General features: G+C 42.8%; 21 protein-coding genes, 1 tRNA gene and 1 pseudogene. 14 read left to right on the top strand and 9 right to left on the bottom strand.

Features of this window, described 5'->3' with window-relative positions:
* Window positions 1-128: 128 nt before the first annotated feature.
* Window positions 129-1,064, top strand: coding sequence for an NAD-dependent epimerase/dehydratase family protein (locus MICAI_RS07805; protein WP_039899813.1), 936 nt, complete (start codon window positions 129-131; stop codon window positions 1,062-1,064).
* A gap of 75 nt (window positions 1,065-1,139) precedes the next feature.
* On the opposite strand, the gene MICAI_RS07800 is transcribed toward MICAI_RS07805, so the two are convergent.
* Complete coding sequence (locus tag MICAI_RS07800; protein WP_008200026.1) at window positions 1,140-1,352, bottom strand: DUF2839 domain-containing protein; 213 nt, start codon at window positions 1,350-1,352, stop codon at window positions 1,140-1,142.
* Window positions 1,353-1,505: 153 nt separating this feature from the next.
* On the opposite strand from MICAI_RS07800, the gene MICAI_RS07795 reads away from it, so the two are divergent.
* The 5 genes and pseudogenes from MICAI_RS07795 to MICAI_RS07775 all read left to right on the top strand — a co-directional run bounded on the left by MICAI_RS07795 (window position 1,506) and on the right by MICAI_RS07775 (window position 7,094).
* Complete coding sequence (locus MICAI_RS07795) at window positions 1,506-2,741, top strand: LL-diaminopimelate aminotransferase (protein WP_008200023.1); 1,236 nt, start codon at window positions 1,506-1,508, stop codon at window positions 2,739-2,741.
* Between the two features lie 96 nt (window positions 2,742-2,837).
* A complete protein-coding gene (locus tag MICAI_RS07790) occupies window positions 2,838-3,671 on the top strand; it encodes a metallophosphoesterase (RefSeq protein ID WP_008200021.1) in 834 nt (277 codons plus the stop codon).
* Between the two features lie 107 nt (window positions 3,672-3,778).
* Entirely contained in the window at window positions 3,779-4,558 is a 780-nt protein-coding gene (locus tag MICAI_RS07785; RefSeq protein WP_008200020.1) for a pantothenate kinase, read from the top strand.
* A 172-nt stretch (window positions 4,559-4,730) separates the two neighbouring features.
* Entirely contained in the window at window positions 4,731-6,002 is a 1,272-nt protein-coding gene (locus tag MICAI_RS07780) for a glycosyltransferase (protein ID WP_008200017.1), read from the top strand.
* 27 nt (window positions 6,003-6,029) lie between these two features.
* Window positions 6,030-7,094 (top strand): annotated as a pseudogene (locus MICAI_RS07775) (NAD-dependent epimerase/dehydratase family protein).
* Between the two features lie 28 nt (window positions 7,095-7,122).
* Here the strand turns inward: MICAI_RS07775 and MICAI_RS07770 are convergent.
* Window positions 7,123-7,195, bottom strand: a tRNA-Ala gene (locus MICAI_RS07770).
* Between the two features lie 131 nt (window positions 7,196-7,326).
* Here MICAI_RS07770 and MICAI_RS07765 point away from each other — a divergent pair.
* Window positions 7,327-7,878, top strand: coding sequence for a 1,2-dihydroxy-3-keto-5-methylthiopentene dioxygenase (locus MICAI_RS07765; protein ID WP_008200011.1), 552 nt, complete (start codon window positions 7,327-7,329; stop codon window positions 7,876-7,878).
* A gap of 167 nt (window positions 7,879-8,045) precedes the next feature.
* Here the strand turns inward: MICAI_RS07765 and petG are convergent, their stop codons facing one another.
* The 3 genes from petG to MICAI_RS07750 all read right to left on the bottom strand — a co-directional run bounded on the left by petG (window position 8,046) and on the right by MICAI_RS07750 (window position 10,095).
* Entirely contained in the window at window positions 8,046-8,162 is a 117-nt protein-coding gene (gene petG, locus MICAI_RS07760) for a cytochrome b6-f complex subunit V (RefSeq protein WP_002738052.1), read from the bottom strand.
* Between the two features lie 234 nt (window positions 8,163-8,396).
* A complete protein-coding gene (locus tag MICAI_RS07755; RefSeq protein WP_039899815.1) occupies window positions 8,397-8,882 on the bottom strand; it encodes a hypothetical protein in 486 nt (161 codons plus the stop codon).
* Window positions 8,883-8,958: 76 nt separating this feature from the next.
* A complete protein-coding gene (locus tag MICAI_RS07750; RefSeq protein WP_008200001.1) occupies window positions 8,959-10,095 on the bottom strand; it encodes a metallophosphoesterase family protein in 1,137 nt (378 codons plus the stop codon).
* 65 nt (window positions 10,096-10,160) lie between these two features.
* On the opposite strand from MICAI_RS07750, the gene trmB reads away from it, so the two are divergent.
* From trmB to MICAI_RS07735, 3 genes are read left to right on the top strand one after another with little or no spacing between them, the layout of a single operon-like run.
* The gene (gene trmB, locus MICAI_RS07745) at window positions 10,161-10,796 is read left to right on the top strand and encodes a tRNA (guanosine(46)-N7)-methyltransferase TrmB (RefSeq protein ID WP_008199999.1); all 636 of its coding nucleotides are present in this window, start codon (window positions 10,161-10,163) and stop codon (window positions 10,794-10,796) included.
* A 34-nt stretch (window positions 10,797-10,830) separates the two neighbouring features.
* Window positions 10,831-11,439, top strand: a complete 609-nt coding sequence (locus tag MICAI_RS07740; RefSeq protein ID WP_008199997.1) for a hypothetical protein — start codon at window positions 10,831-10,833, stop codon at window positions 11,437-11,439.
* 19 nt (window positions 11,440-11,458) lie between these two features.
* Window positions 11,459-12,259, top strand: coding sequence for a tetratricopeptide repeat protein (locus tag MICAI_RS07735; protein ID WP_008199995.1), 801 nt, complete (start codon window positions 11,459-11,461; stop codon window positions 12,257-12,259).
* 135 nt (window positions 12,260-12,394) lie between these two features.
* On the opposite strand, the gene glgA is transcribed toward MICAI_RS07735, so the two are convergent.
* The gene (gene glgA / locus MICAI_RS07730; RefSeq protein ID WP_008199992.1) at window positions 12,395-13,873 is read right to left on the bottom strand and encodes a glycogen synthase GlgA; all 1,479 of its coding nucleotides are present in this window, start codon (window positions 13,871-13,873) and stop codon (window positions 12,395-12,397) included.
* Window positions 13,874-14,093: 220 nt separating this feature from the next.
* A complete protein-coding gene (gene dacB / locus MICAI_RS07725) occupies window positions 14,094-15,518 on the bottom strand; it encodes a D-alanyl-D-alanine carboxypeptidase/D-alanyl-D-alanine endopeptidase (RefSeq protein WP_008199991.1) in 1,425 nt (474 codons plus the stop codon).
* A 174-nt stretch (window positions 15,519-15,692) separates the two neighbouring features.
* On the opposite strand from dacB, the gene gorA reads away from it, so the two are divergent.
* Window positions 15,693-17,045: a glutathione-disulfide reductase gene (gene gorA / locus MICAI_RS07720; RefSeq protein ID WP_008199989.1), complete on the top strand. Its 1,353-nt coding sequence runs from the start codon at window positions 15,693-15,695 to the stop codon at window positions 17,043-17,045.
* A gap of 205 nt (window positions 17,046-17,250) precedes the next feature.
* Here the strand turns inward: gorA and MICAI_RS07715 are convergent, their stop codons facing one another.
* Complete coding sequence (locus MICAI_RS07715) at window positions 17,251-17,679, bottom strand: CAAD domain-containing protein (RefSeq protein WP_008199987.1); 429 nt, start codon at window positions 17,677-17,679, stop codon at window positions 17,251-17,253.
* Window positions 17,680-18,004: 325 nt separating this feature from the next.
* Between MICAI_RS07715 and MICAI_RS07710 the strand changes: the two genes are divergently transcribed.
* A complete protein-coding gene (locus tag MICAI_RS07710) occupies window positions 18,005-18,238 on the top strand; it encodes a DUF433 domain-containing protein (RefSeq protein WP_039899814.1) in 234 nt (77 codons plus the stop codon).
* Entirely contained in the window at window positions 18,235-18,576 is a 342-nt protein-coding gene (locus MICAI_RS07705; protein WP_002759489.1) for a DUF5615 family PIN-like protein, read from the top strand. Before MICAI_RS07710 ends, MICAI_RS07705 begins: the two co-directional genes overlap by 4 nt.
* 9 nt (window positions 18,577-18,585) lie before the next feature.
* Here the strand turns inward: MICAI_RS07705 and pcrA are convergent, their stop codons facing one another.
* The gene (pcrA, locus tag MICAI_RS07700) at window positions 18,586-20,907 is read right to left on the bottom strand and encodes a DNA helicase PcrA (protein ID WP_008199983.1); all 2,322 of its coding nucleotides are present in this window, start codon (window positions 20,905-20,907) and stop codon (window positions 18,586-18,588) included.
* A 326-nt stretch (window positions 20,908-21,233) separates the two neighbouring features.
* Here pcrA and metK point away from each other — a divergent pair, with 326 nt between their 5' ends.
* Complete coding sequence (gene metK, locus MICAI_RS07695; protein ID WP_039899812.1) at window positions 21,234-22,484, top strand: methionine adenosyltransferase; 1,251 nt, start codon at window positions 21,234-21,236, stop codon at window positions 22,482-22,484.
* The last annotated feature ends 924 nt before the right edge of the window (window positions 22,485-23,408 follow it).

Here is a 23,408-nt window from a genome sequence, read left to right as displayed (position 1 = left end):
CTTAATAAGGGGGGCATCTGATAATTTTTAACGCCTACCTACTTATAGCCCCCAAAACCCAACAACTAACAAGCCACAAACCGCACCGATCGAGGGATAATATAACCTTGATATTGACAATGGCGACTATGAAAATTTTAATTATGGGTGGAACCCGATTTATCGGCGTTTCTCTGACTAAAGTGTTAGTAGAACAGGGTCATGAGGTAGTATTATTCAATCGTGGCAATAAACCCGCTCCGGTTGCTGGAGTACGACAGATACATGGCGATCGCACTGACCCAGCGCAACTGAAAGAAAAGCTTAAAAATGAGAGTTTTGAGGCAATTTTCGATAATAATGGCAGAGAATTAAGGGATACTCAGCCCCTCGTCGAGATTTTTGGCGACAGAATCGGGCATTTTGTCTATGTTAGCTCGGCGGGGGTTTATCTAAAATCGGACCAAATGCCCCATAAAGAAGGGGATAAACTAGATCCCAAAAGTCGCCACAAGGGAAAACACGAGACAGAAAACTACTTAAGCGAGATGGGTTTACCCTGGACTTCCATCCGTCCGGTTTATATCTACGGACCGGGCAACTATAATGACCTAGAAGCTTGGTTTTTTGACCGTTTGGTTCGTAATCGTCCTATTCCTATACCCAGTCATGGGGAACATTTTACCCAATTTGGTCACGTTGTCGATCTGGCCCGAGCCATGGCCGCAGTATTGGGTAATTCTCAGGCTATCGGTCAAGTGTATAATATTTCTGGCGATCGCTATGTAACTTTTAACGGTTTAGCGAAAGCTTGCGCAGCAGCCATGGGGAAAAATGCCGAGGAAATCGAGATTGTTAACTATAACCCCAAAAAATTTGACTTCGGCAAAAAGAAACCTTTCCCCCTGCGGGTTCAACATTTTTACGCTGATATCAATAAAGCTACCCGGGAGTTAAACTGGCAGCCTGAATATGATCTCGTCAGTGGTTTAACAGACTCCTTCCAGAATGATTATCTCGCTGCCGGTCGCGATCGGCAAGAAATAGACTTGGCGATCGATGACCAGATCTTGGCAAACCAATAAAATTAATTTTTTGGTGGGGAGTTTTTTACTGATAACTGATAACTGATAACTGATAACTGAGGCAGCCTTAAGCGGTTATTGGACATCCCACCAACCGAAGGCCGGCCCGACAAAACGAATAACTAGCCAAACCCCGGCTAAAACTCCTATACCAATCCAGGCACCCCTAGTGGTTAACTTGTAAGCTTGGGATGCTTGACTTTTGGTAATCGGTAGCCAAGGCAGGATATTTTCTTCCTGTCCATACTTATCACCCAGGGCCGATTGACGACGTTTTGATTCACCCATACTAATGTCAGTTATTAAGAGGTTTTTCTCTGATTGTATATCGAAAGACAACCGCCTACACCCAATCCTACTGCGTGCAGGGGGGCGATCGAAACTGACGGCTGATGACTGACTGTTATAAAATTAAAGGTTGCGACTGAAACGAGAATAATTATGGCAACCATTAACAGTAATTACTTAAAACTAAAAGCGGGTTATCTTTTCCCGGAAATTGCCCGACGAGTCCAAGCTTTTGCGGCAGCCAATCCCGATGCTAATATTATCCGTCTGGGGATTGGCGATGTCACCGAACCTTTGCCCCTAGCTTGTCGTGAGGCAATGATCAAAGCGGTGGAGGAAATGGGCGATCGCTCTAGCTTTAAGGGTTACGGGCCCGAACAGGGTTATGCTTGGTTAAGGGAGAAAATCGCCGTCCATGATTTTCAGGCTCGCGGTTGTGAGATAAGTGCCGATGAAATCTTTATTTCCGACGGTTCTAAGTGCGATACGGGCAATATTCTCGATATTTTTGGAGATAATAACTCGATCGCTGTGACAGACCCAGTATATCCCGTTTACGTCGATACTAACGTTATGGCCGGACACACGGGAGAGGTCAACGAACGCGGCGAATACGAGGGCTTGATTTATCTGCCAATTACCGCCGAAAATAACTTTACTGCCCAGATTCCGGCGGAAAAAGTCGATTTAATCTATCTCTGTTTTCCCAACAATCCCACCGGGGCCACGGCTACCAAAGAACACTTGACAGCTTGGGTTAATTATGCTAGGGCCAACGGATCGATTATCTTTTTTGATGCAGCCTACGAGGCCTTTATCACCGATGCCAGTTTACCCCACTCTATCTATGAAATCGAGGGGGCGCGGCAATGTGCGATCGAATTTCGCTCTTTTTCTAAAAATGCCGGTTTTACCGGGACCCGTTGCGCTTTAACCGTGGTTCCCCAAAGTCTGATGGCCAAAGCGGCCGACGGGACGGATGTGCAACTCTGGAAACTGTGGAATCGTCGGCAATCGACCAAATTTAACGGCGTTTCCTATATTGTTCAACGGGGGGCCGAGGCGGTTTATTCTCCGGAAGGAAAAGCACAAGTAGAAGAACTTGTCAAGTTTTATTTACAAAATGCAACAATTATCCGAGAAAAATTAACCGCCGCCGGTTTAGAAGTCCATGGTGGCGTAAATGCGCCCTACGTTTGGGTAAAAACGCCCCAGGGTCTATCGAGTTGGGATTTCTTCGATAAACTGCTACATACCTGTAATGTGGTGGGAACTCCTGGATCCGGCTTTGGGGCCGCCGGAGAGGGTTATTTCCGGCTGTCAGCTTTTAATACTCGTGCCAACGTCGAGGCCGCTATGGAAAGAATTATCAGTAAATTTCTAGGCTAATGGTCAAAAGAGGGATGTTTGCGGAAGCATCCCCCAACAACCCCATCGGGGAATAATTGATAGACTGTTGACATACTCACCGACAACGGCTCACCGATGCGACCCTTTTGGCTAGAATCCTTACAGGTAGAAAGATTAACGATCGCAATTGCTGGCTTACCGGCACATCTGCAAGGGATCAAGTTGGTGCAGTGGTCAGATCTGCACTGCGATGCACAGCATTTGCCTGTAGCTCTCCTACAAGAAGCGATCGCCATTACTAATCAGGAAAAACCCGATCTCATCTTCCTGACGGGGGACTTTATTACCTATAGTCCCGGGCCAATTTTTGCCCTAGTCGAGAGCATAAAAGCTCTCAAAAGTCAAGGGGGTATTTATGCTTGTTTAGGAAATCATGACAGTTATCTTCCGCAAGCAAGGGAAACCGTCAGATCAGCCCTAACTAGCGTGGGAATTCGGGTACTCTGGAATGAAATCGTCACACCCTACGGCGAAAATTTTCCCATCGTCGGATTGGCCGATTATTGGTCTGGAGAGTTTTTACCGCAAATCCTCGAGCAAATTGCTCCCGATATACCCAGACTTGTCCTTTCCCACAATCCCGATACAGCCATGGTTTTAAGGGATTGGCGCGTGGATTTGCAGTTATCCGGTCATACCCACGGAGGCCAAGTGACTATCCCCGGTATGGGTTCCCTACCGATAGTTTTAGAGCAACTTAGGCGATCGCTGCCTGAACCATATCGTCAATGGGTTCCCCTTCACCGGCAGTTTAGCAGAGTAGTCCGATACTGGCAATGGTCCGAGGGATTTCATCGAGTCGGGGAAAATCAATTATATGTGAATCGAGGCTTAGGAACCTATTTTCCCGGTCGTCTTTTTTGTCCCCCCGAAGTGACGGTAATTACTTTGATCAACAGGACTCAGTAGTCAGGAGTCAGGAGCCGGTCGTCAGGAGATTATTTTTATTTATTCTCCCCATCACCCCACTTCCCCACTTCCCACTCCCCACTTCCCACTTTCCACTAACTAACTAAATGACTGAGCAAGATACTGACTGGATCGGTTTGATGATCGGCAATTCTCGGCTACATTGGGGGTATTTCCGCGGTCAAACCCTGTTAGCTTGTCTCGATAGTCCCCACCTGAGAGAACCCCTAAGGGATGAATTTTTGCAACAAATTTTCCCTAAACTCTTGACAAATAAATGCAACTGTGAATTGATGGTCGCCTCCGTGGTTCCTAACCAAAGAGAATTATGGGCAAATTATGGCAATTTACGGATAATTACTTTAAAAGATATTCCTTTACTGGATTTATATCCAACATTCGGCATCGATCGAGCTTTAGCTGTCTTAGGTGCGGGAAAAAAATACGGATTTCCCTGTTTAGTCATCGATGCGGGAACAGCTTTAACTTTTACGGGAGTGGATAGGGATAAAAAGCTAGTGGGGGGGGCAATTTTACCCGGGTTAAAGGTGCAATTAGCCAGTTTAAGGGAACGGACGGCAGCCTTACCAGAGGTGTCCTTATCGGAAAGATTACCGCAGATGTGGGCAAAAGAAACAGCAGAAGGGATAAGAAGTGGGATAATTTATACAATTTTGGCGGGAATAGAAAAATTCAGTCTGGAATGGTTAAATTTATATCCAGAGAGCAGGATAATTTTAACAGGGGGAGATGGGGACTTAATTAGGGATTACTGGCAAGAAAAGGCGATTAAATCACCCCTAGTGGATAAGACGATAATTTTTGAGGGAATTGCCGCAGTTAAGGGAATCTCCTCCTGTTTAATTGACAAAGGCGAACCTATCTAGTAAAGTCGGGGAAAGTTTTCTCAACTTGGGAAATTTCTGAACAACTAGGCAAAAAATTCAGGATATAGTTATGGCGATAGTTCTAGTAACCGGTTCTGCTGGTTCACAATGAGGTTATTAAGAGCAGTATTGACCCAAAAAAACTAAACCAGAGCATATTTAAGATACTATTATGTTAATTAAAATCTACAACAATAAAATTTTCCGATTTCTCATTGCTGGGGGAGTGGCATTTCTAATCAACTTATTCTTAATTTATTGGTTCATTGACGACTTGGGATTTAATACCCCATTTCTGAAAAATATTGCTAATGTTATTTCGATAGAAATATCTTTAATTGCTAGTTTTTTTATCTATAGAATCTGGGTGTGGACTGGGGGAGATTGGACAATTAGAGATGTAATTTTGATACAACTGCCTCTCTATCATCTCTCGGCAGGTTTAGCAGTTTTACTGCGAGTTTTTTTGATATTTCCCTTCTTAAACTGGTTAGGAATTAGCCCCGGAGTTAACACAATGATTGGGGTTTTAGTGGGAGCTAGTATTAACTATGTTGCCAGTGATAGCCTAATTTTTAAACCCAAGAATAAGACTAATGAGACAGAAATGTACTATCCCGAAGGATTAGCACCAGCTTTCGAGATGGACGGTTACTCTCACCCACGTCAATCAAGGGATAACTATGCAGTAAAAACCCTATCAATAATTATCCCTGCTTACAACGAAGAAGATTGCATCGAAAGCACAACTCACTTAATATCTGAACGTTTAGAAGAGGATAAAATTGATTATGAAATCCTAGTGGTTAATGACAATAGCAAAGATAACACCGAAGCAGTTCTGCAAAAAATCAACCAAGAAAATCCTCGGATTCGCTACATCAATAACTATTATCCCAACGGTTTTGGGTTTGCGGTGCGCTGTGGATTAGAAAATTTTAGCGGCGATGCAGTGGCAGTAGTAATGGCCGATAATTCCGACTCTCCCGATAACATGGTGGACTATTATTATAAACTGCAAGAAGGCTACGATTGCGTTTTTGGTTCTCGTTTTATCAAGGGAGGAAAAGTTATTGATTATCCCATACACAAGTTAATTGTTAATCGTTTGGCTAATCTCTTCATTCAAGTTTTATTTGGGCTAAAATTTAATGATACCACTAACGCCTTTAAAATCTATCGTAAGGAGGTTATCGAAGGAATCTCACCTCTACTATCTCACCATTTTAATTTAACAGTAGAGATGCCCTTAAAAGCAATCGTGCGAGGATATTCCTACACGACAATTCCCATCACTTGGCGCAATCGTACCACGGGGATTTCCAAGTTAAAACTCAAGGAAATGGGTAGCCGTTATTTATTTATAGTTCTCTCTATCTGGTTAGAAAAACACCTTTCTCGATGCGACTATAAGCGCAAACAGAAAAAGAATCAAGTTGTTTGATAATTATCATCTAGAGGAGTATTTTTGATGACTAGGCAAGTGTTAATTACTGGTGGTGCGGGTTTTGTGGGTAGTTCCTTAGGTTTGGGATTAGCCCAACGTTATCCTGATTGGAAAATTATCGCCTTAGATAACTTAAAACGTCGCGGTTCTGAATTAAATATTCCCCGTCTCAAACAAGCAGGAATTGAATTTGTTCATGGAGATGTCAGAAATGCGGAAGACTTAGAAGCAGCCGCTTTGCCAGTGGATTTAATCCTAGAATGTTCGGCAGAACCTTCCGTTTTAGCTGGTTATAATTCCCCTGGCTATGTTTTGCAAACTAACTTAATTGGAACGATTAACTGTTTAGAATTAGCTAGACAAACCCAAGCAGATTTTATTTTTCTCTCCACTAGCAGAGTTTATCCCATTGCCTATCTTAATCAATTAAACTATACAGAAACAGATACTCGTTTTCAGTTATCTGAACAGCAAGATTTACCTGGGGTTTCTGCTTTTGGTATCAGTGAACAATTTCCCTTAGATTTGCCCCGTTCTCTCTACGGTTCCACTAAGTTAGCATCGGAACTGATTATTAATGAATATGGGGATGCCTAAGGATTAAGAACTTTAATTAATCGTTGTGGAGTTTTAACCGGTCCTTGGCAGAGGGGAAAAGTTGATCAGGGAGTTTTTGCCCTTTGGGTGGCTAATCATTACTTTCAGAAGTCCTTAAAATATATCGGTTATGGGGGTACGGGGAAACAGGTTAGAGATTTTCTTCATGTAGCTGATTTACTCGATTTAATCGATATTCAGATTGCTAATTTAGAACAATTCAAAGGGCAGACTTTTAATGTGGGGGGTGGGCAAGATTTTTCCTTGTCCCTTTATGAAACCACAAAACTATGTGAGGAAATCACGGCCAATAGTATAATAATTGAGGCAATTCCCGAAAATCGCACCGGAGATATGCCAATTTTTATCACTGATTCTCGCAAAATCAGTTCTGTAACTGGATGGCAGCCTCAGCGAGATGGTAGAAAATTAATCCAAGATATTTTTGATTGGATTTATAATCATGAGAAGGAATTAAAAGGTATTTTCTAGTTGCTTTCTGGTTAATATCTCTGGCAAATGGAGAATAGGGAACTCGAATCCCTGACCTCTGCGGTGCGATCGCAGCGCTCTACCAACTGAGCTAATTCCCCATATATAGACCATAATAGCATTTTTGAGCAGAAAATCCTAGGAACTGGCAAGAGATCGAGGGGCAAAAAATCGAGCGGCTTCTCTCTGGAAAACTTTAAAATGGAAAAAGTAATCTTGAGGATGATCACTAATGGCGATACTACGCTTAGAGAATGGGACAACCTATACCCAGTTAGCCGATATTAGTCTGGAATTGGCCAAATTAAATGTTACTTTAAACTATTGGCCGATCGAAAACGAAGCCACCCGTCAGCTACTTAAGCAAGCTTCTCTGACTGACGAGGAAAAAGAAATAGTTTTAACCAGCTTAGACGGTTATTTTGAGCAACTAAAGCAAGAAGCGGGTTATCAATCCAGAGATTTAATCGTTTTACACCCCGACCTTGCCAATCTCGACACTTTACTGGCCAAATTCGAGCGCTGTCACACCCACGCTGACGATGAGGTGCGTTATATCATTGATGGGGAGGGGGTTTTTGGCTTTGTTTTTCCCGATGGTTCTCAGGGGGAATTAACTATTCAACCTCAAGAATATATCAATGTTCCCGCCCATAGCGAACACTGGTTTCACCTCACTGCCAGTAAACGAGTTAAAGCAGTGCGTTACTTCACCAGTACCGCCGGATGGGTTCCCGAATATACGGAAACCGTCATTCGTTTTCCTAGTTTAACAGCCGTGTAGCCTTTGGTTTTTTGGCGAGCGCTCTCCCAAGACAGATGAATTTTGCAGGGATGGCAACGCCGGCAGTCACAATCTGTTAAGGGGTAAATCTGTCCTGTTGAAAATCTCCCGTCTAGTGCCTAGCTTGACGGGAGATTGTCTCAATTCGGGGGATTGGCGTGATAGATTTAGTCTAAGCCGAATTGATTGCCCCGTTTGTACTGTAAATAGGCGGCAACGAACAAACCCGCTAGGGTAATGGGAATTAAGCCTAGGACAATCCCTAGCACTAAAGGTTCAATCACGTCTGTACTCCTTGGATTAGCAATTTTTCACCCGTATTTTATCCTAGCAGGGGTTGCCCGCGAAAGATAGGGCGATCGCACATACTTCTTAAATAGGGTTTGCTGAACAAGTTTTTCGTGGGGTGTGGGGGTAGTGGGGAATTTAGCTGAAATTTCCCTAAATCCCCATCTCTCTAAATCCTATCTCCCGACTCCCCAAAAGGAAAACTTCACTATTAAGATAACTGCTCTACTCTAGGAGCGATCGAGAAAAAATTTTCTCAATTTGCCTTTACCCCAATAGCGATCGATTTCTTGCCAGAGATTGTGGAGACAAAAAACCACTGCTAGACAGAGAGTAACCGCAAGGATTTGAGAGAAACTTTCCCTTTGCCAAAATTTGGCCATTGCCTCCGAAATCACCCGCGTTACCCGATAAGCTTCCAGAAAACCCTCGATCGAGCCGAGAATCAGTGCTGCTAGGGTATAAACAAAGGTTCGATATAGAACACTAACGTAACGGGGACGATTTTCTAACCATTCTAGCTTCATGGCTGCGTCGAGAATGGCCACGGTTTTTGCCGCAAGGATCGCTCCTAAGATCGCTTTACCCAAAACGTAGGTGGTAATCGAATACTCTTCCAGAAATAATTTCATGATCAGAAGAATATAACCGAAAGCCAAGAAAAAAAAGAGGGCAAGAGAACCGATTTTTTTTAATTCCTTTTTAAGTGCTTCCATTGATTTTTTTTGATATTTTCTGCCAAGATAGCGGCCGCGTACCATAACTATAGCTATAGTTAATTATTGGTTGCAGCTATTCTCTCATCTCTACCAGCAAGTTTGAGCGCTGATAACTGAACTGATGCTTGAAACTAATTACAGCTTGATTGTCGATAAAATGAGGATTACCGAGGGGATCGATGGCACTGAAAGCGTAGAAATAACGGCGTACTAGGGGGGGAAAATCGCTAAAATCGAAGATTGTGTCACCTTGGGCCACATCTGCCCAAAAATTGCGTAATTTTGGGGCTAATTCCTCCGCTAGACTCATGGGAAGATTGAGGGGATGGCAGGTTAATAAACGCATCATAAAAGGATAAGAGCGATCGCCTAACCATTGCCGAGAAATAGCGGGTAAATTCTCCCATCCGGGTATATTTTGCAGATGAAAAGATTCTATGGCTAATTCTCCCGTGTTTTCGCAATATTCTAACACCCGGTAGGGATGGGGATAACTGACGAGGGAACCGGTGGTAATTTCATAGATACCTCTACTAAAAGCCAGATCCTGCACATGGAGATGGCCAGTAATCAACAATTTTACGCCGTTTTCCTCTAGTATATCGAGCAGTTCTCCCGCATTAGCCAACATATAGCGTTTACCTAATTCATGATTGCTTTGTCCGGGTAAATGCTCGATAACGTTATGATGGATCATCACCATCACTAGATCGTTTTTTAGCGATGGTAAAGTCTGTTTTAACCAATGCAATTGTTCTGCATCTAAACTGCCAATTTGTCCACCTTGCTCATCGAATTGATTAGAATTAAGACCGATTAATTGCACTCCGGGTAAAATTTCTTTTTGGTAGTATATTTGTTCGGGATGGCTGTAACCAAATTGTTGATAATAAAAGGGAAAATCTCCTAAACCGATCTGGTTTTCCGTCGCGGTTAAACTCAAAACATCATGATTACCCGGCACCACATAGACGGGGAAGGGTAAAGTGGCTAAACAATCGGCTAACCAACGATGATTTTCTGGTTCACCATCTTGGGTTAAATCGCCAGCAATCAGCAGAAAATCAAGGTTAAGGGTGATGAGATGGTCTAAAACAATTTTTAAAGCGGGAATACTCACTTCCACCAGATGAAAGCGATTAGAATGGTTCAAAATGGTTGTGGGTAAAGCGATATGAGGATCGCTGAGAATGGCGAAACGGAAATTCATCGCATTCAATTGGGCTAAATATCGGTAAACTAGATCGATCGAGGAGAAATGAGGAGAAAATATCTTTGGCTAAAGTTCGCGTTCGTCAGCACGTCAATCCCTTAAGTCATAAATATCGCCATCCGATCGCTCCCCCCGATTGGAATCAAGTTTATCAGGATATGACGCAACCTCTCCATCTTGATATTGGTTGTGCGCGGGGTAAATTTTTGTTACAAATGGCCCAAGTATATCCAGAAATTAATTTTTTGGGCATTGAAATTCGTCAACCTTTGGTAATTGAAGCGAATCAGGAACGGGAAAGGTTAGGATTAAGTAATCTCGCTTTTGTTTTTGGCAATATGAATGTTGCCCCAGAAATTTTACTGCAATCTTTGCCCGCAGATAAGTTATTTTGGGTGTCGATTCAATTTCCCGATCCTTGGTTTAAACAGCGTCACAGTAAGCGTCGAGTTGTGCAGCCAGAATTAGTCATAGCTTTGGCTAAGTATATGGTAGCTGGAGGCTGGGTTTTTTTACAGTCGGATGTGGAATCGATCGCCCTGGAAATGACGGAGAGATTTCAAGCACATCCCCATTTTGTTCGGCAACATCAAACCCCCTGGTTAGCGGAAAATATTTTCCCCGTAGCGACGGAGAGGGAAAAGTCCACTTATAATAAAGGTCAACCAGTTTATCGCTCGCTTTTTCGAGTTCGGTAGCTTCAGTTAAAATATCTTGGCACTGTCTGAAATCATGGTTAGAAATCTCGACTCACCCCTAATACTTGAGGACAATAATCGCCCCCCTGTCTCTCAATTGCTAGAATTTCTCTTAACCAAAGAAAAAAACAATAAAAAAACTAAAGAAAATCTGACTTTTGAGGCTTTAGTCGGTACTTGGCGATTATACTTTATCACGGGAACTCAAAAAGCGAAAAAGAGAGCGGGAATTGTTTTGGGTAAGGGTCGTTATCTACCGTCCTGGTTAAAAATTACCATCTCTTACCAAAGAAATGAGAGCTTAGAACTGGGAGAATTTGTCTCTGGAACCGTCAGCAATCAGATAGTTTTAGGAGCAGTAAAACTATCTGTAAGCGGTCCAGTTAAGTTTTTTCCTAAAACCCGTCTTCTTGCCTTTGATTTCACCAGGCTCAACCTAACCCTATTTAATCGCTCTCTCTATTCTGGTTTTATTAGAAATGGCCAGGTAAGCGAAGCGAATTTTTATCAGGAAAGTATCAAAAAACAGGCATTTTTTGCCTATTTTCTGATCACAGAAACAATGATAGCAGCCCGGGGACGAGGGGGAGGATTAGCCCTTTGGGTAAAAGAGGTAAGTGAGACAAAACTAGCTGAAAAATAAGTTATTAGAGGAGAAATAGATGGGATATTCTATCGAGGTAGATGGGACAAATTTTGACAGTGAAGTGATCGAGAAGTCCTATATAAATACAGTGATTTTAGACTTTTATGCTCTTTGGTGTGGACCCTGTAAATTGGTAAAACCGATGCTGGAAAAACTGGCAAGCGAATATAATTTTATCCTAGCCAAAATAGATATAGATAAAAATCCCGAATTAGCCGAACAATACGATGTGGAAGGAGTTCCCGATGTGCGAATTGTCAGCAAGGGAGAAGTGTTACCCTGTTTTGTCGGTGCTTTGCCAGAAGAACAAATTAGAGACTTATTTTCCCGTCTCGATTTACAATCGGAATTAGAAGCAGGATTAGCAGAAATACAAGAAGCGATTGCCCTCGATAATTTGCCCGCAGCTAAACAATTATTTGATCGTCTTTTTCCTAAATATCCCAACGAACCGCGATTAGTTATTATGGCGGTAAAATTTCTCATGCGTCTAGAAAAATGGTCAGATGCCTACCGATTAATCAGTGTTATTAAAGAGGAAAATCCTGTTATCAAAGGTTGGAAAACTCTCCTAGAATTTCAACAGTTAAAACTAGAAAATAATCCCCTCGATCCGATATTTTTTACTGGGATTAATTTCGCATTAAAAGAAGATTATGCCGCCGCTTTAGATAAACTGATCAGCGTGGTGGAAGAAAGTAGAAAATATCGTCAGGATGGGGCAAGAAAAGCCATGTTAGCTATATTTCAGATTTTGGGATTTAGTCATCCCCTCACCCAAGAATACCAAGCAAAGTTAACATTTCTGCTTTACTAAGTAGGGTTTACTAAAAAAGTTTGTTGGTGGGGTTAGGAATCGGTCAGAACTAAAGCAATTCCCCAGTAATTTCAACAAATCTATTCCTCGAATTTCTGTTGACAACTGCCAGGGAATTGCTAGAGACAAGACAGTTTATTTGTGGCGAATCATTTCATAGAGGGCAACGTATTCTTCCCCGGGGCGGTTCCAAGAGTAATCGCATTCCATGCCTTGGATTGCTAATTTTTGGAATTCTTCTGGTTGAGTGTACCACAATTCCAATGCCCGGGACATGGCTGATTCGAGGGCATTATTATCGGGATCAAAAAAGACAAAACCATTGCGTTCTTCCGGTTGGTGATGGCTATCATAATCGCGATCAAAAACCGTATTAACTAAACCACCAACTCCCCGGACGATGGGAACGGTTCCGTATTTTAAGCCGATTACCTGTGTCAGTCCGCAGGGTTCAAAATTACTGGGAACCACAATCATATCGGCCCCCGCATAAATGAGGTGAGATAATTCCTCATTAAAGCCCAATTCAATATGGACATCAGGGTTATTATTTAGGTGATTTTTCTCATGCCAGAACCAGTTATTAATTAACGATTCGGTGGCGGAACCTAAGAGGACAAATTGCGCCCCGCGAGCTAAGGCATAATACATGGCATGGTGAACTAAATGTACGCCTTTTTGGTCATCTAAACGACCGACATAACAAATTAAGGGTTTGTCTCCTTCATCTCTTAACCAGAGTCTTTCTCGCAGTGCCTTCTTATTGCGTGCCTTCTCGGAGAAGCTATCAACACCGTAGGGTGCAGCAATAAATTTATCCACTTCCGGGTTCCAGATATTGTAATCTAAACCGTTGAGAATGCCGGTAAATTTGTGTTGATGCAGGTGAATTGTATGACCTAAACCGTAACTAACATCGGTGTGGTGTGCTTCCCAAGCATGGTGGGGTGAGACGGTATTGAAATAGTTGGAAAAGACGATGCCACCTTTCATAAAATTAATCACAAAAGGATTGAAGTTATCACGCAGTCGGGCATAGCTAAAGTAGTAAGTATCGTTATTTAATCCTGTTGCCCAGAGAATTTCCGCACCAGCAAATCCTTGATGTTTAAAGTTATGGATGGTGTAGAGAACGCGCTGATTGCCCATGCCATGATATTTATAAATTTCAAAAAGTAAGGGCGGAATTAAACCGGTTTGCCAGTCGTGACAATGAATTATATCGGGACGTTTATTACTTCTGAGCAAAAATTCTAAAGCGGCTTTGCAGAAGAAGGCAAAACGCATATTATCGTCTTTACAACCGTAGTAAGTACCGCGATTAAAGAAATTATCCCCCGAATTGGGTTGAATAAAGAAACACAAGCGCCCGTGTACCCAACCACAAAAAACGTTACAGTGAATTGCCCCACCGAACCAAGGCACCCACAGATCCCGATAAGCCTCGTGTAAGCCCCAAATTTGGTCGTAGCGCATACAATCATACATGGGCAGGATTAGCTCCACGCAATGACCGCGAATTTCCAATTCTCGACTCAATCCATAGACCACATCCCCCAATCCCCCAGCTTTAATCACCGGGGCGCACTCAGAGGCAACCTGAACTATATACATATATCAATAACTCCGTCGATTAATCTACAGGTCAGCTAGAAGCAATTTTTACAAAAGTATACAGTCTTCTGTGATTAAATTGGTCGGTCGATCGAATTAGTTGCGGGTTGGGGGAGTGGGAATTATGAATTATGAATTATGAATTATGAATTGGGTAGTGGGGGAATTTAGCTGAAATTTCCCTAAATCCCTATCTCCCTATCTCCCTATCTCCCAAAGATTAACAGCGTTTTAGCTGTCCTAGGAGCAAAATCACCTCATCGATGCCGTTTCTGAGGGTAGTGGCGGGTTTATCGCTGTTATTTACGGTTATGCTAAAGATGAGGGGTTGCTTGTCGGCGGTTTCTAGATAACCGGCGAGGGCGATAACCCCGGTTAATGTCCCGGTTTTTGCCTGTAATCGTCCTTCTAGGGGAGTCTGGCGAAATCTATTGGTTAAAGTGCCATCAATGCCGCCAATAGCTAAAGAACGCCGATAATCAGTATTTTCTGCCATTATTTGTAAGATTTCGCCTAAAGTCTTTGGTTTAATTAGGTTTTGTCGTGATAGCCCCGAACCATCGCCGATTTTATAACTATCGCCCTCAATTCCCAGTTTTGTTAAAGTTTCTTGCAATCCTGAGACACCGCCGAGCATTTGTAGTAGGGTTTCGGCCAGTAAATTATCGCTATTTTTATTGACTTTTTCCACCAAATATGCCAGGGGTTCTGATTCTAAATTGGTGATTTCATCGCCGCGAATTTGTGAGCTAATTTCGGCGGTTTTAACGGTAATTCCCGCTTTTTCAAGGATATTACGCCAGCGAGCTAGGAAATACTCCGAAGGTTGGGGAATAGCTAAATTAAAATCATCTTGACTATTTATCGGCAGAGAACCGGTGATAATCAGGCGATTATTGGCTAAATTGCCCTTAATTGCCAAAGTATTCGGGGTTCCTTGCGATGCAGTGCTGGTTTGATTCTCAATTAGCCATTGTTTAGCGGCAATGGGATCAGACCATTGTAAATCTAAGCTTTGCCCCAATTGTCGCGGTAAAAGCCTTAAAGTGACGGAATTTTCGTTTAAAACCAAGCTAGAAGCACTAACTGCGTAGTCAAAAAAGACATCTTCCCATTCCCAGTTTTTTTGACTATCGGAGACGACAAAAGGACTAGCAACGACAATTAAGCGAGAAATTGAGTTAATTCCCCCTGCTTTTAACTTTTCTGCTAATTTTTCTAACTTTTCTGTGGTTATGGTGGCATCTCCCCTCCCGACTAAGGTTAAAGTCTCTAAATCGGGGGGGTTGCCTTGGGCTAAAATGGGGGTTTTCAGACGATAATCGCGGTTAAATTTGCTGAAAGCGGCGGCAGTGGTTAATAATTTCGCAGTAGAAGCGGGAGTAAAAAAGTTATTTTCGTGGAGACTATAGAGATTTTCCTGAGAATTAAGGGATTTTACTAAAATTCCCCAATAAGCGCCTTGATAATCGGGGCGGGCTAAAATGCGATCGATCCTGCTGGCTAAGTCTGCTGGACAGATAAACTGGGAAGGGGGGGAATTGTCTTGACTGATGGGGGTTGCGAGGGTGAGGGGATGGTTTACCCAGAGAAATAGGGAACAGGTCCCCAAGAGAAAAGATAATTTCGAGCGGCGTGTTAGCATAGAATTAGATCTTCGCAGTAGTCAAATTGGCTCTAATTTAGCAGCATTAGTGACTATATTGTGCTAGTTACTCGATAGATTCAGTTAGGGATTGATCCGAGATATTCTCTCCCCTTTTTGCCCAGAAAGTTTTTTGATTCCGTCAAATTTCTATTTATTCGCGAGGATATTTTTATGAGTTATGATTTTGATTTATTCGTGATTGGTGGTGGTTCTGGGGGTATTGCCACCGCTAGACGGGCGGCCGAATACGGGGCAAAAGTGGGATTGGCAGAATATGATCGTTTAGGAGGAACTTGTGTTAATCGCGGTTGTATTCCCAAAAAATTAATGGTTTATTCTAGTCGTTTTCCGCAACTATTTAAGGATGCGGAAGGTTACGGTTGGAGTGCGGTAGAGAGTCAATTAAATTGGCAAAAATTAATTAGCGCGCTTAATCAGGAAACTATCCGTTTAAATGGCATTTATCAAAAGATGCTCGATAATTCTCAAGTGACGATTTTTCCTAATTATGCCAAGTTTCTTGATGCCCATACCCTCGAGGTGGGAGAGGAGAAAATTACTGCCGATAAAATTTTAATTGCCGTGGGGGGACATCCCGTTAAACCTGATATTCCGGGGATCGAACATACGGTAGTTTCTGATGCCATGTTTCAACTGCCGGAACAACCGAAAAGAATTATAGTTTTAGGGGCGGGATATATTGGGGTAGAATTTGCCGGTATTATGCACGGATTAGGGACGGAAGTGGTGCAGTTAATCCGTAAAGACAAGATTTTAAGAGGGTTTGATGAGGATATCCGCGATGAGATTCAAGGGGAAATGATCCGTCAGGGAATTAAAATTATGCCCGAAACTTTCCCCACTTCGATCGAGAAAACTGACGAAGGTTTAAAAGTACATATTCAGGGAAAAGAAACCGCAGAAATTCTCTTTGTTGATGCCCTAGGATTAGCTGCTACTGGAAGAATCCCTAAGCTGGAAAAATTGGGCTTAGAGAATGTCAATGTCGAGGTCAAAAATCGGGCAATTGTCGTCAACGAGTATAGCCAAACCAGCGAAGATAATATCTATGCCGTGGGCGATTGTACCGACAAAATTAATTTAACTCCCGTGGCGATTAATGAGGGGCGAGCTTTTGCCGATACAGTCTTCGGTAATAAACCCCGGTTAATGAGTTATGAAAACGTTCCTTCGGCAGTATTTTCTACTCCTGAAGCGGCGACGGTGGGATTAACAGAATTGCAAGCAAAAAACCTATATGGTGACACGGGAATTAAAGTTTATCGGTCTAAATTCCGCCCCGGTTACAATGTTTTACCAGGCCGAGAGGACAAAACTTTGATGAAATTAGTTGTCCATCAAGAAAGTGGTAAAATCCTTGGGGCGCACATGGTGGGAGATCATGCCGCCGAAATTATTCAAGGAGTAGCCATTGCGGTAAAAATGGGGGCAACAAAAGCCGATTTTGATGCCACTGTCGGCATTCATCCCAGTGCTGCCGAGGAATTTGTCACCATGCGTTAAGTAGGGAGGCACAATTATTTGTAGGATGGGTTAGCGGTAGCGTAACATGAGCGGTTCATGCTTCAACCCAACCTACTTTTTGCCGCAAATCCTATTTAATTTCACCCACCCACTTATTCCTTCTAGACTTCTTTAATGTTCAGATTGTGCAAAAACAAAAGAGTTGAGTGTTTCCGCTCAACTCCTCGGTTATCTATGCTTGATTCTATAAAGGGTTATTGTGACTGCCAAAAACTTGCGCTTTTAGTGCATCAATTTCGGCTAATAACTCGCGACGATTTTCATCCTTGAGCAGATAGCGCCAGACAAACCAACCAGTGTAAACGATCCCAACTAATTGTAGGATAGGAGCAAGGAGGGGAATATCATCGATCGCATCTAAAACCGCTAGGGTAACTTTCACGGTGACAAAACTCGCTAAAATTGCCCCCAGAACGATTAAAGGTTTTTTGTATCCAGAGAAGAAACCACCGATATAATCGGGGACGTTAGCCAGATAGGACATCACCGAATCCCAAACTGGTTCTACATATTCAGACCAAATCTGTTCGGTGCTGCTGCTGGGTTTGCTCAGAGACCCGGGTAAATCCGTTCTAATCGGATTTTTGGTCTCGGTCGGTTGCATTGATTCCATATTAACTGATCCTCATCATAAAGGTTAGACAGTGCGCGAATACGACCAACAGGGGTCAATTTTAACAGACTGAATAGACTAACTCGCTGTTGCCCATATTATCGGATAATTGCGATAGTAGGCGGAAAGTTTCTCAACAACTATTAAGAATCAAGGGTTTAGCTTCTCAATTCTATCGTCAGTCTGACCGCAATTCTCCATTCTAACAGCAGGTAGCGATCGGAGTTGAGGAATCGGGGGGGGTCAGTTGGGTGCTAGGGATTGGTTGTTAGGATTACCAGATAAGATAATTAAATGCAGACTAAATATCTTCGAGATGCGTTCTATGGACTCAACAGTTAGCTTGCTTACCCGCATTACTCAAACACCCGGCCAGTGTGGTGGTCGTCCTTGTATTCGGGGGATGCGAATTCGAGTAACGGATATTTTGGAAATGTTAGCGGAGAATGTGAGCATAACTGAAATTCTAGAAGACTTTCCCGATTTGGAACTCGCAGATATCCAAGCTTGTTTACTTTTTGCAGCACGGTGTACGGATTTTCCTAAACTAACGGCATGAAAATTTGGATTGATGCTCAACTACCTCCAACTCTAGCAAGCTGGTTATCAGCGACCTTTGATTTAGAAGCATCGTCCCTGCGAGACTTATCCCTTCGAGATGCTCAAGATATCGAGATCTTTGCAGCAGCGCGAGCGGAAAATGCCGTGATTATGACCAAAGATAGTGACTTTATTGATTTGGTTTGTCGTCTGGGAACACCTCCTCAAATTTTATGGTTAACCTGTGGTAATGTCACAAATCAGAATCTGCGGCGATTACTGACAGCTACTTTACCCGATGCGTTGAAACAACTAGAGCAGGGAACAATAATTGTAGAGATTAGCAATACTCCTTAAAATCCTCCCCTATTCCTGGATAAGTTGCATGGGTGCGGTGCGAGGATCGATGATTTTCTGCCCTAAACCCGAAAATTTGACCGCTAGATTCATTTTTTTGCCCGTACCGAGGATATGGGTCACTTCTCCTTCTCCAAAAGTAGAGTGTAACACTCGATCGCCTACCTGCCATTTTCTTTGATCAGAGACAGCTTTTTCCATGGCAACCACTTTTGGGGTCTTTTTCGGTTTCAGGTTGCTTGTGAGCAATTCTGGGGGCAATTCCTGCAAAAATTGGGAAGCTACCTTCGTCTCTTTATTCCCCCAGACATATCTTTCTTTTGCGTAGGTTAAAAATAATTGTTCCTTGGCCCGAGTCACTCCCACATAACACAAACGCCGTTCTTCCTCAAGGGCAATGGGATCGTTTAAACTACGATTATGGGGAAAAATGCCCTGTTCTAAACCGACTAAAAAGACGAGAGGAAACTCTAAACCCTTGGCGGAATGAAGGGTCATTAACGAGACTTTTTCTTGACCTTCCTGAAGATTATCTAAATCCGAGGCTAAACTAGCACTAGCGAGAAATTCCCGTAGATTAGTTTCCTCGTTTTCCTCTTGGAATTGTACCACGGCGCTATAAAGTTCTTGGATATTTTCGATCCGGGTATCAGCTTCCTCGGTTCCCTGTTGTTTTAACTCATCGATATATCCCGAATCTTCCATGATTTGGTCTAGGATTTCACTAGCGGATAAATCGGTGATTTTTTCTTGCAGGTTTTGGATAATTTTAGCTAACTTATTGATGCTTTTAGTGGCACGACCGGCGAGAGTATTAACGGAAGTTTCATCACTGATAATTTCCCATAAAGGCACTCCTAATTCTTGGGCAGCTTTGAGCAAATTATCGATTGTGGTTTTACCGATACCGCGCCGGGGAGTGTTAATAATTCTCAGTAAACTAACCGTATCGGCAGGATTGGCAATCACTCGTAAATAGGCGATCGCATCTTTAATCTCCTGTCGATCATAAAATTTAAATCCCCCGACAATATTATAGGGGATATTATTGCGAATTAACCCATCTTCAAAAGGACGAGATTGGGCATTAATTCGGTAGAGAATGGCAAAACTACCCCAATTTAATTCGGGGTTTTCTTGGGTAAATTCTCGAATTTTATCGATAACAAAAGCCGCTTCTTCCTGTTCATCTCTGGCTTTAAAAACATAAATACTCTCGCCTCCTTCCCTAGTAGGAACAAGGACTTTATCGATTCTTTGACTATTCTTTTCGATTAATTTATTTGCCGCTTGCAGAATATTCTCCCGTGAACGATAGTTTTCCTGTAGTTTCACCATCGTGCGAGTATCATCATCGGGTAAACCATCGCCAAAGTCCGCTTGAAAATTGAGCAGAATAGTAAAATCCGCCATCCGAAAACTATAGATAGATTGGTCGGCATCACCCACCACAAAAATCGATCGATCCGTCCAATTCCACTCACTTTTTTGGGTTTCACCATTGGTGGACAAAAGCCGAATTAACTCGTACTGAATCCGGTTAGTATCTTGGTATTCATCGACTAAAATATGCTTAAATTGCGTGTGCCAATAACCGAGAATAGATTCATTTTGCTGAAAAAGACGGACTGGAACCAGTATTAAATCATCAAAATCTAGGGCATTATTTTGTGCCAATTGCATCTGATAAGCCTGATAAACCTCAGAAATGACCTTTCCCCGAAAATGAGGGTTTTCTCTGGCGTAATCTCTGGGGGTTAAACCTAAATTTTTGGCATTACTAATCGCATAACGTAGATTGCGAGCATCAAATTTTTTATCGTCTAAATTCATCTGTTTAGTGACGATATTTTTCACCAAACTCTGGGCATCAGATTCATCCATAATCGAAAAATTCCTTTGCCAACTATGACCATATTCATCCTGATATTTATTAATGTCATAGCGCAAAATCCGACCGCAAAGACTGTGAAAAGTCCCGATCCAGAGTTTTTTAGTATAATTCCGATAAACTTGAGAAAAGAGTTTTTTCTGTTCGTATTCTTCCAAAAGTTCTAATCTTTGACCGTATTTTTCCTGTGCTTTTTGTTGAGCAAAAGTTTTTTCAATTCTAGTTTTCATTTCCCGGGCCGCCTTATTGGTAAAAGTGACCGCGAGAATATTTTCCGGATCGACCCCATGATGACGGATCAAATGGGCGATACGATAGGTTAAAGCGCTAGTTTTTCCCGATCCTGCCCCAGCAACCACCAACAAGGGGCCGCAAAAATGCTCGACAGCAAGGCGCTGGGAGGGATTGAGTTGTTCTAAATAATCGGCTGTGACTGTCATAATCTTTGCATATAGCTCTGCGACCTCTATTAATCAGGCTACATCATCGAGACGGGGATCGGGCATTAGTCAACCCCTTGAAGAGATAAAAATTTTTTTGGGCTAGTTTGTTTCAAATCGCTCAAGATTCTAAGTTGTCATCTACAATGGAATTAGCGGAGACGCAAGTTTCCGTTCACTCCTCACACCACACTCCGTCCGGACAATGTTCGGGCGGTTTCTTATTGAAAATATTCGATCTCTACAAATTCCCTGTTACACTGTATAGTCAAAGATTTCCGAGAATCTTTTACCGTTCAAATGTACTACCATGTGAGGGACATCACTTGTCTAAACGTTATTTGTTCACCTCCGAATCGGTTACAGAGGGACATCCCGATAAAATTTGTGACCAGATTTCTGATACCATTCTCGATGCTCTGTTATCCCAAGATGACCACAGTCGTGTAGCGGCTGAAGTGGTTGTCAATACGGGGTTAGTCTTGATTACCGGTGAAATCACCTCGAAAGCGCAGGTTCATTTCGTCAATTTAGTTCGCAGTAAAATCGCTGAAATCGGTTATATCAACGCAGATAACGGATTTTCCTCGAATAGTTGCACCGTTTTAGTCGCTTTAGACGAACAATCTCCCGATATTTCCCAGGGTGTCACGGCTGCTCAGGAAAATCGCGAACTTCTCAGCAATGATGAACTCGATAAAATTGGTGCGGGAGACCAGGGTATTGTCTTCGGTTTCGCTTGCAATGAAACCCCCGAATTTATGCCCTTACCGATTAGTTTAGCCCACCGCATCGCTCGCCGTTTAGCGGCAGTCAGAAAAACGGGTGAACTGTCCTATCTGCGTCCCGATGGTAAGACGCAAGTATCGGTCATTTATGAAGATGGTCGTCCCGTGGGTATCGATACTATCCTTGTTTCTACCCAACACGATGCTACTATCGGCGATATCACCGATAATGATCTCGTCCAACAAAAGATTAAAAGTGATCTCTGGGAAGCGGTAGTACAACCGGTCTTCAGCGATTTAGAGATTAAACCCGATGCCAATACCCGTTATCTGGTTAATCCCACCGGAAAATTCGTCATTGGTGGACCCCAAGGCGACGCGGGATTAACGGGACGGAAAATTATCGTCGATACCTACGGTGGCTATTCTCGTCACGGTGGCGGCGCTTTCTCCGGTAAGGATCCTACCAAAGTCGATCGCTCCGCGGCCTATGCTTGCCGTTATGTGGCCAAAAATATCGTCGCGGCTGGTTTGGCCGATAAGTGCGAGATTCAAGTGGGTTATGCGATTGGGGTAGCTCGTCCGGTAAGTGTCTTCGTGGAAACCTTTGGCACTGGCAAAGTCGCCGATGATGTGATTCTGGACTTAATCAATAAATACTTTGAACTCCGTCCGGCCGGTATTATCCAAACCTTTAACCTGCGCGGTTTACCCAGTGAAAGAGGCGAGCGTTTTTACCAAGATGTGGCCGCTTATGGTCATTTTGGTCGCAATGATCTCGATTTACCCTGGGAACAAACCGATAAAGCCGCTATCCTCAAAGAAGCTTTGACTTCTGCGGTAGTATAGGGTTAAAAATTAACTGCAATTTTTGATTCAGGAATAGAGTTTCAGGCTCTATTCCTTTTTTGGACGGTTTTTAAACAGAAAAAGCTATATTTAGGGTCTGCTGAAAAAGTTTTTCCTGGGGGTAGGAGTCAGTAGCCGGTCGTCAGTAGCCGGTCGTTTCAGGCTTTGTTGCCCTTGTTTTTTGTACCAAGCGATGTACCACAAGAAGGATAATGCAAGGTTTTTGAAAGTCCCAATCCTATTTTCGCAGCATGAACATCGGACTTTAACAGGTCAAAAGCCTTATTTTAAAAGGGTTTTACCATTATTCAGCAAGCCCTATTTATCAGTCAATCGAATCTGTCTTTCTGTTTGTATTCTTTCTGCCTTTGTGTTTATCCTTAACTCTTATGGGATAACCAGACAACAAATTGTCTTGGTCTTCTTGTAGCTTAAAAAAAGCTGACCCTTAGCCAGTTTAGATCGGGTGCATCTCCATTTGGTCGAAATATCTATATTACATTGCGGGCGCACACAGTTCGATCAACTCACTGACCACGATGCGCCCCTACCATTGGGTAAATAATATTATTGTAGGGGCGAATTGCATTCGCCCTCTTTTGGGTAAATAATATTATTGTAGGGGCGAATTGCATTCGCCCTCTTTTAATAAGTAGGTAGGCACAATTATTTGTAGGATGGGTTAGCGGTAGCGTAACCCATGCGGGCGTTGGGTTTCATGCTTCAACCCAACCTACGTTCATTTTATATTTAATTCCACCCACCTACTTAACTGCTGCTGCTCGCCTATATGTGAGAGAAAGTCACAAAGATGAGATGCACCCGTTTAGATATACTTCAATCCTCAGAGAATTCATAGCTTTTCTCATCAAGAGGAAGTGTAACCTGATTGGGTAAGGAAAACTTCCCATCTCACCAATAAGC

Origin of the sequence: Microcystis sp. T1-4 (assembly GCF_000297435.1) — a bacterium.
In the GTDB taxonomy this organism is placed as follows: domain Bacteria; phylum Cyanobacteriota; class Cyanobacteriia; order Cyanobacteriales; family Microcystaceae; genus Microcystis.
The sequence above is the reverse complement of the archived record's forward strand: the minus strand, read 5'-3'. Positions and strand labels throughout refer to the sequence as shown.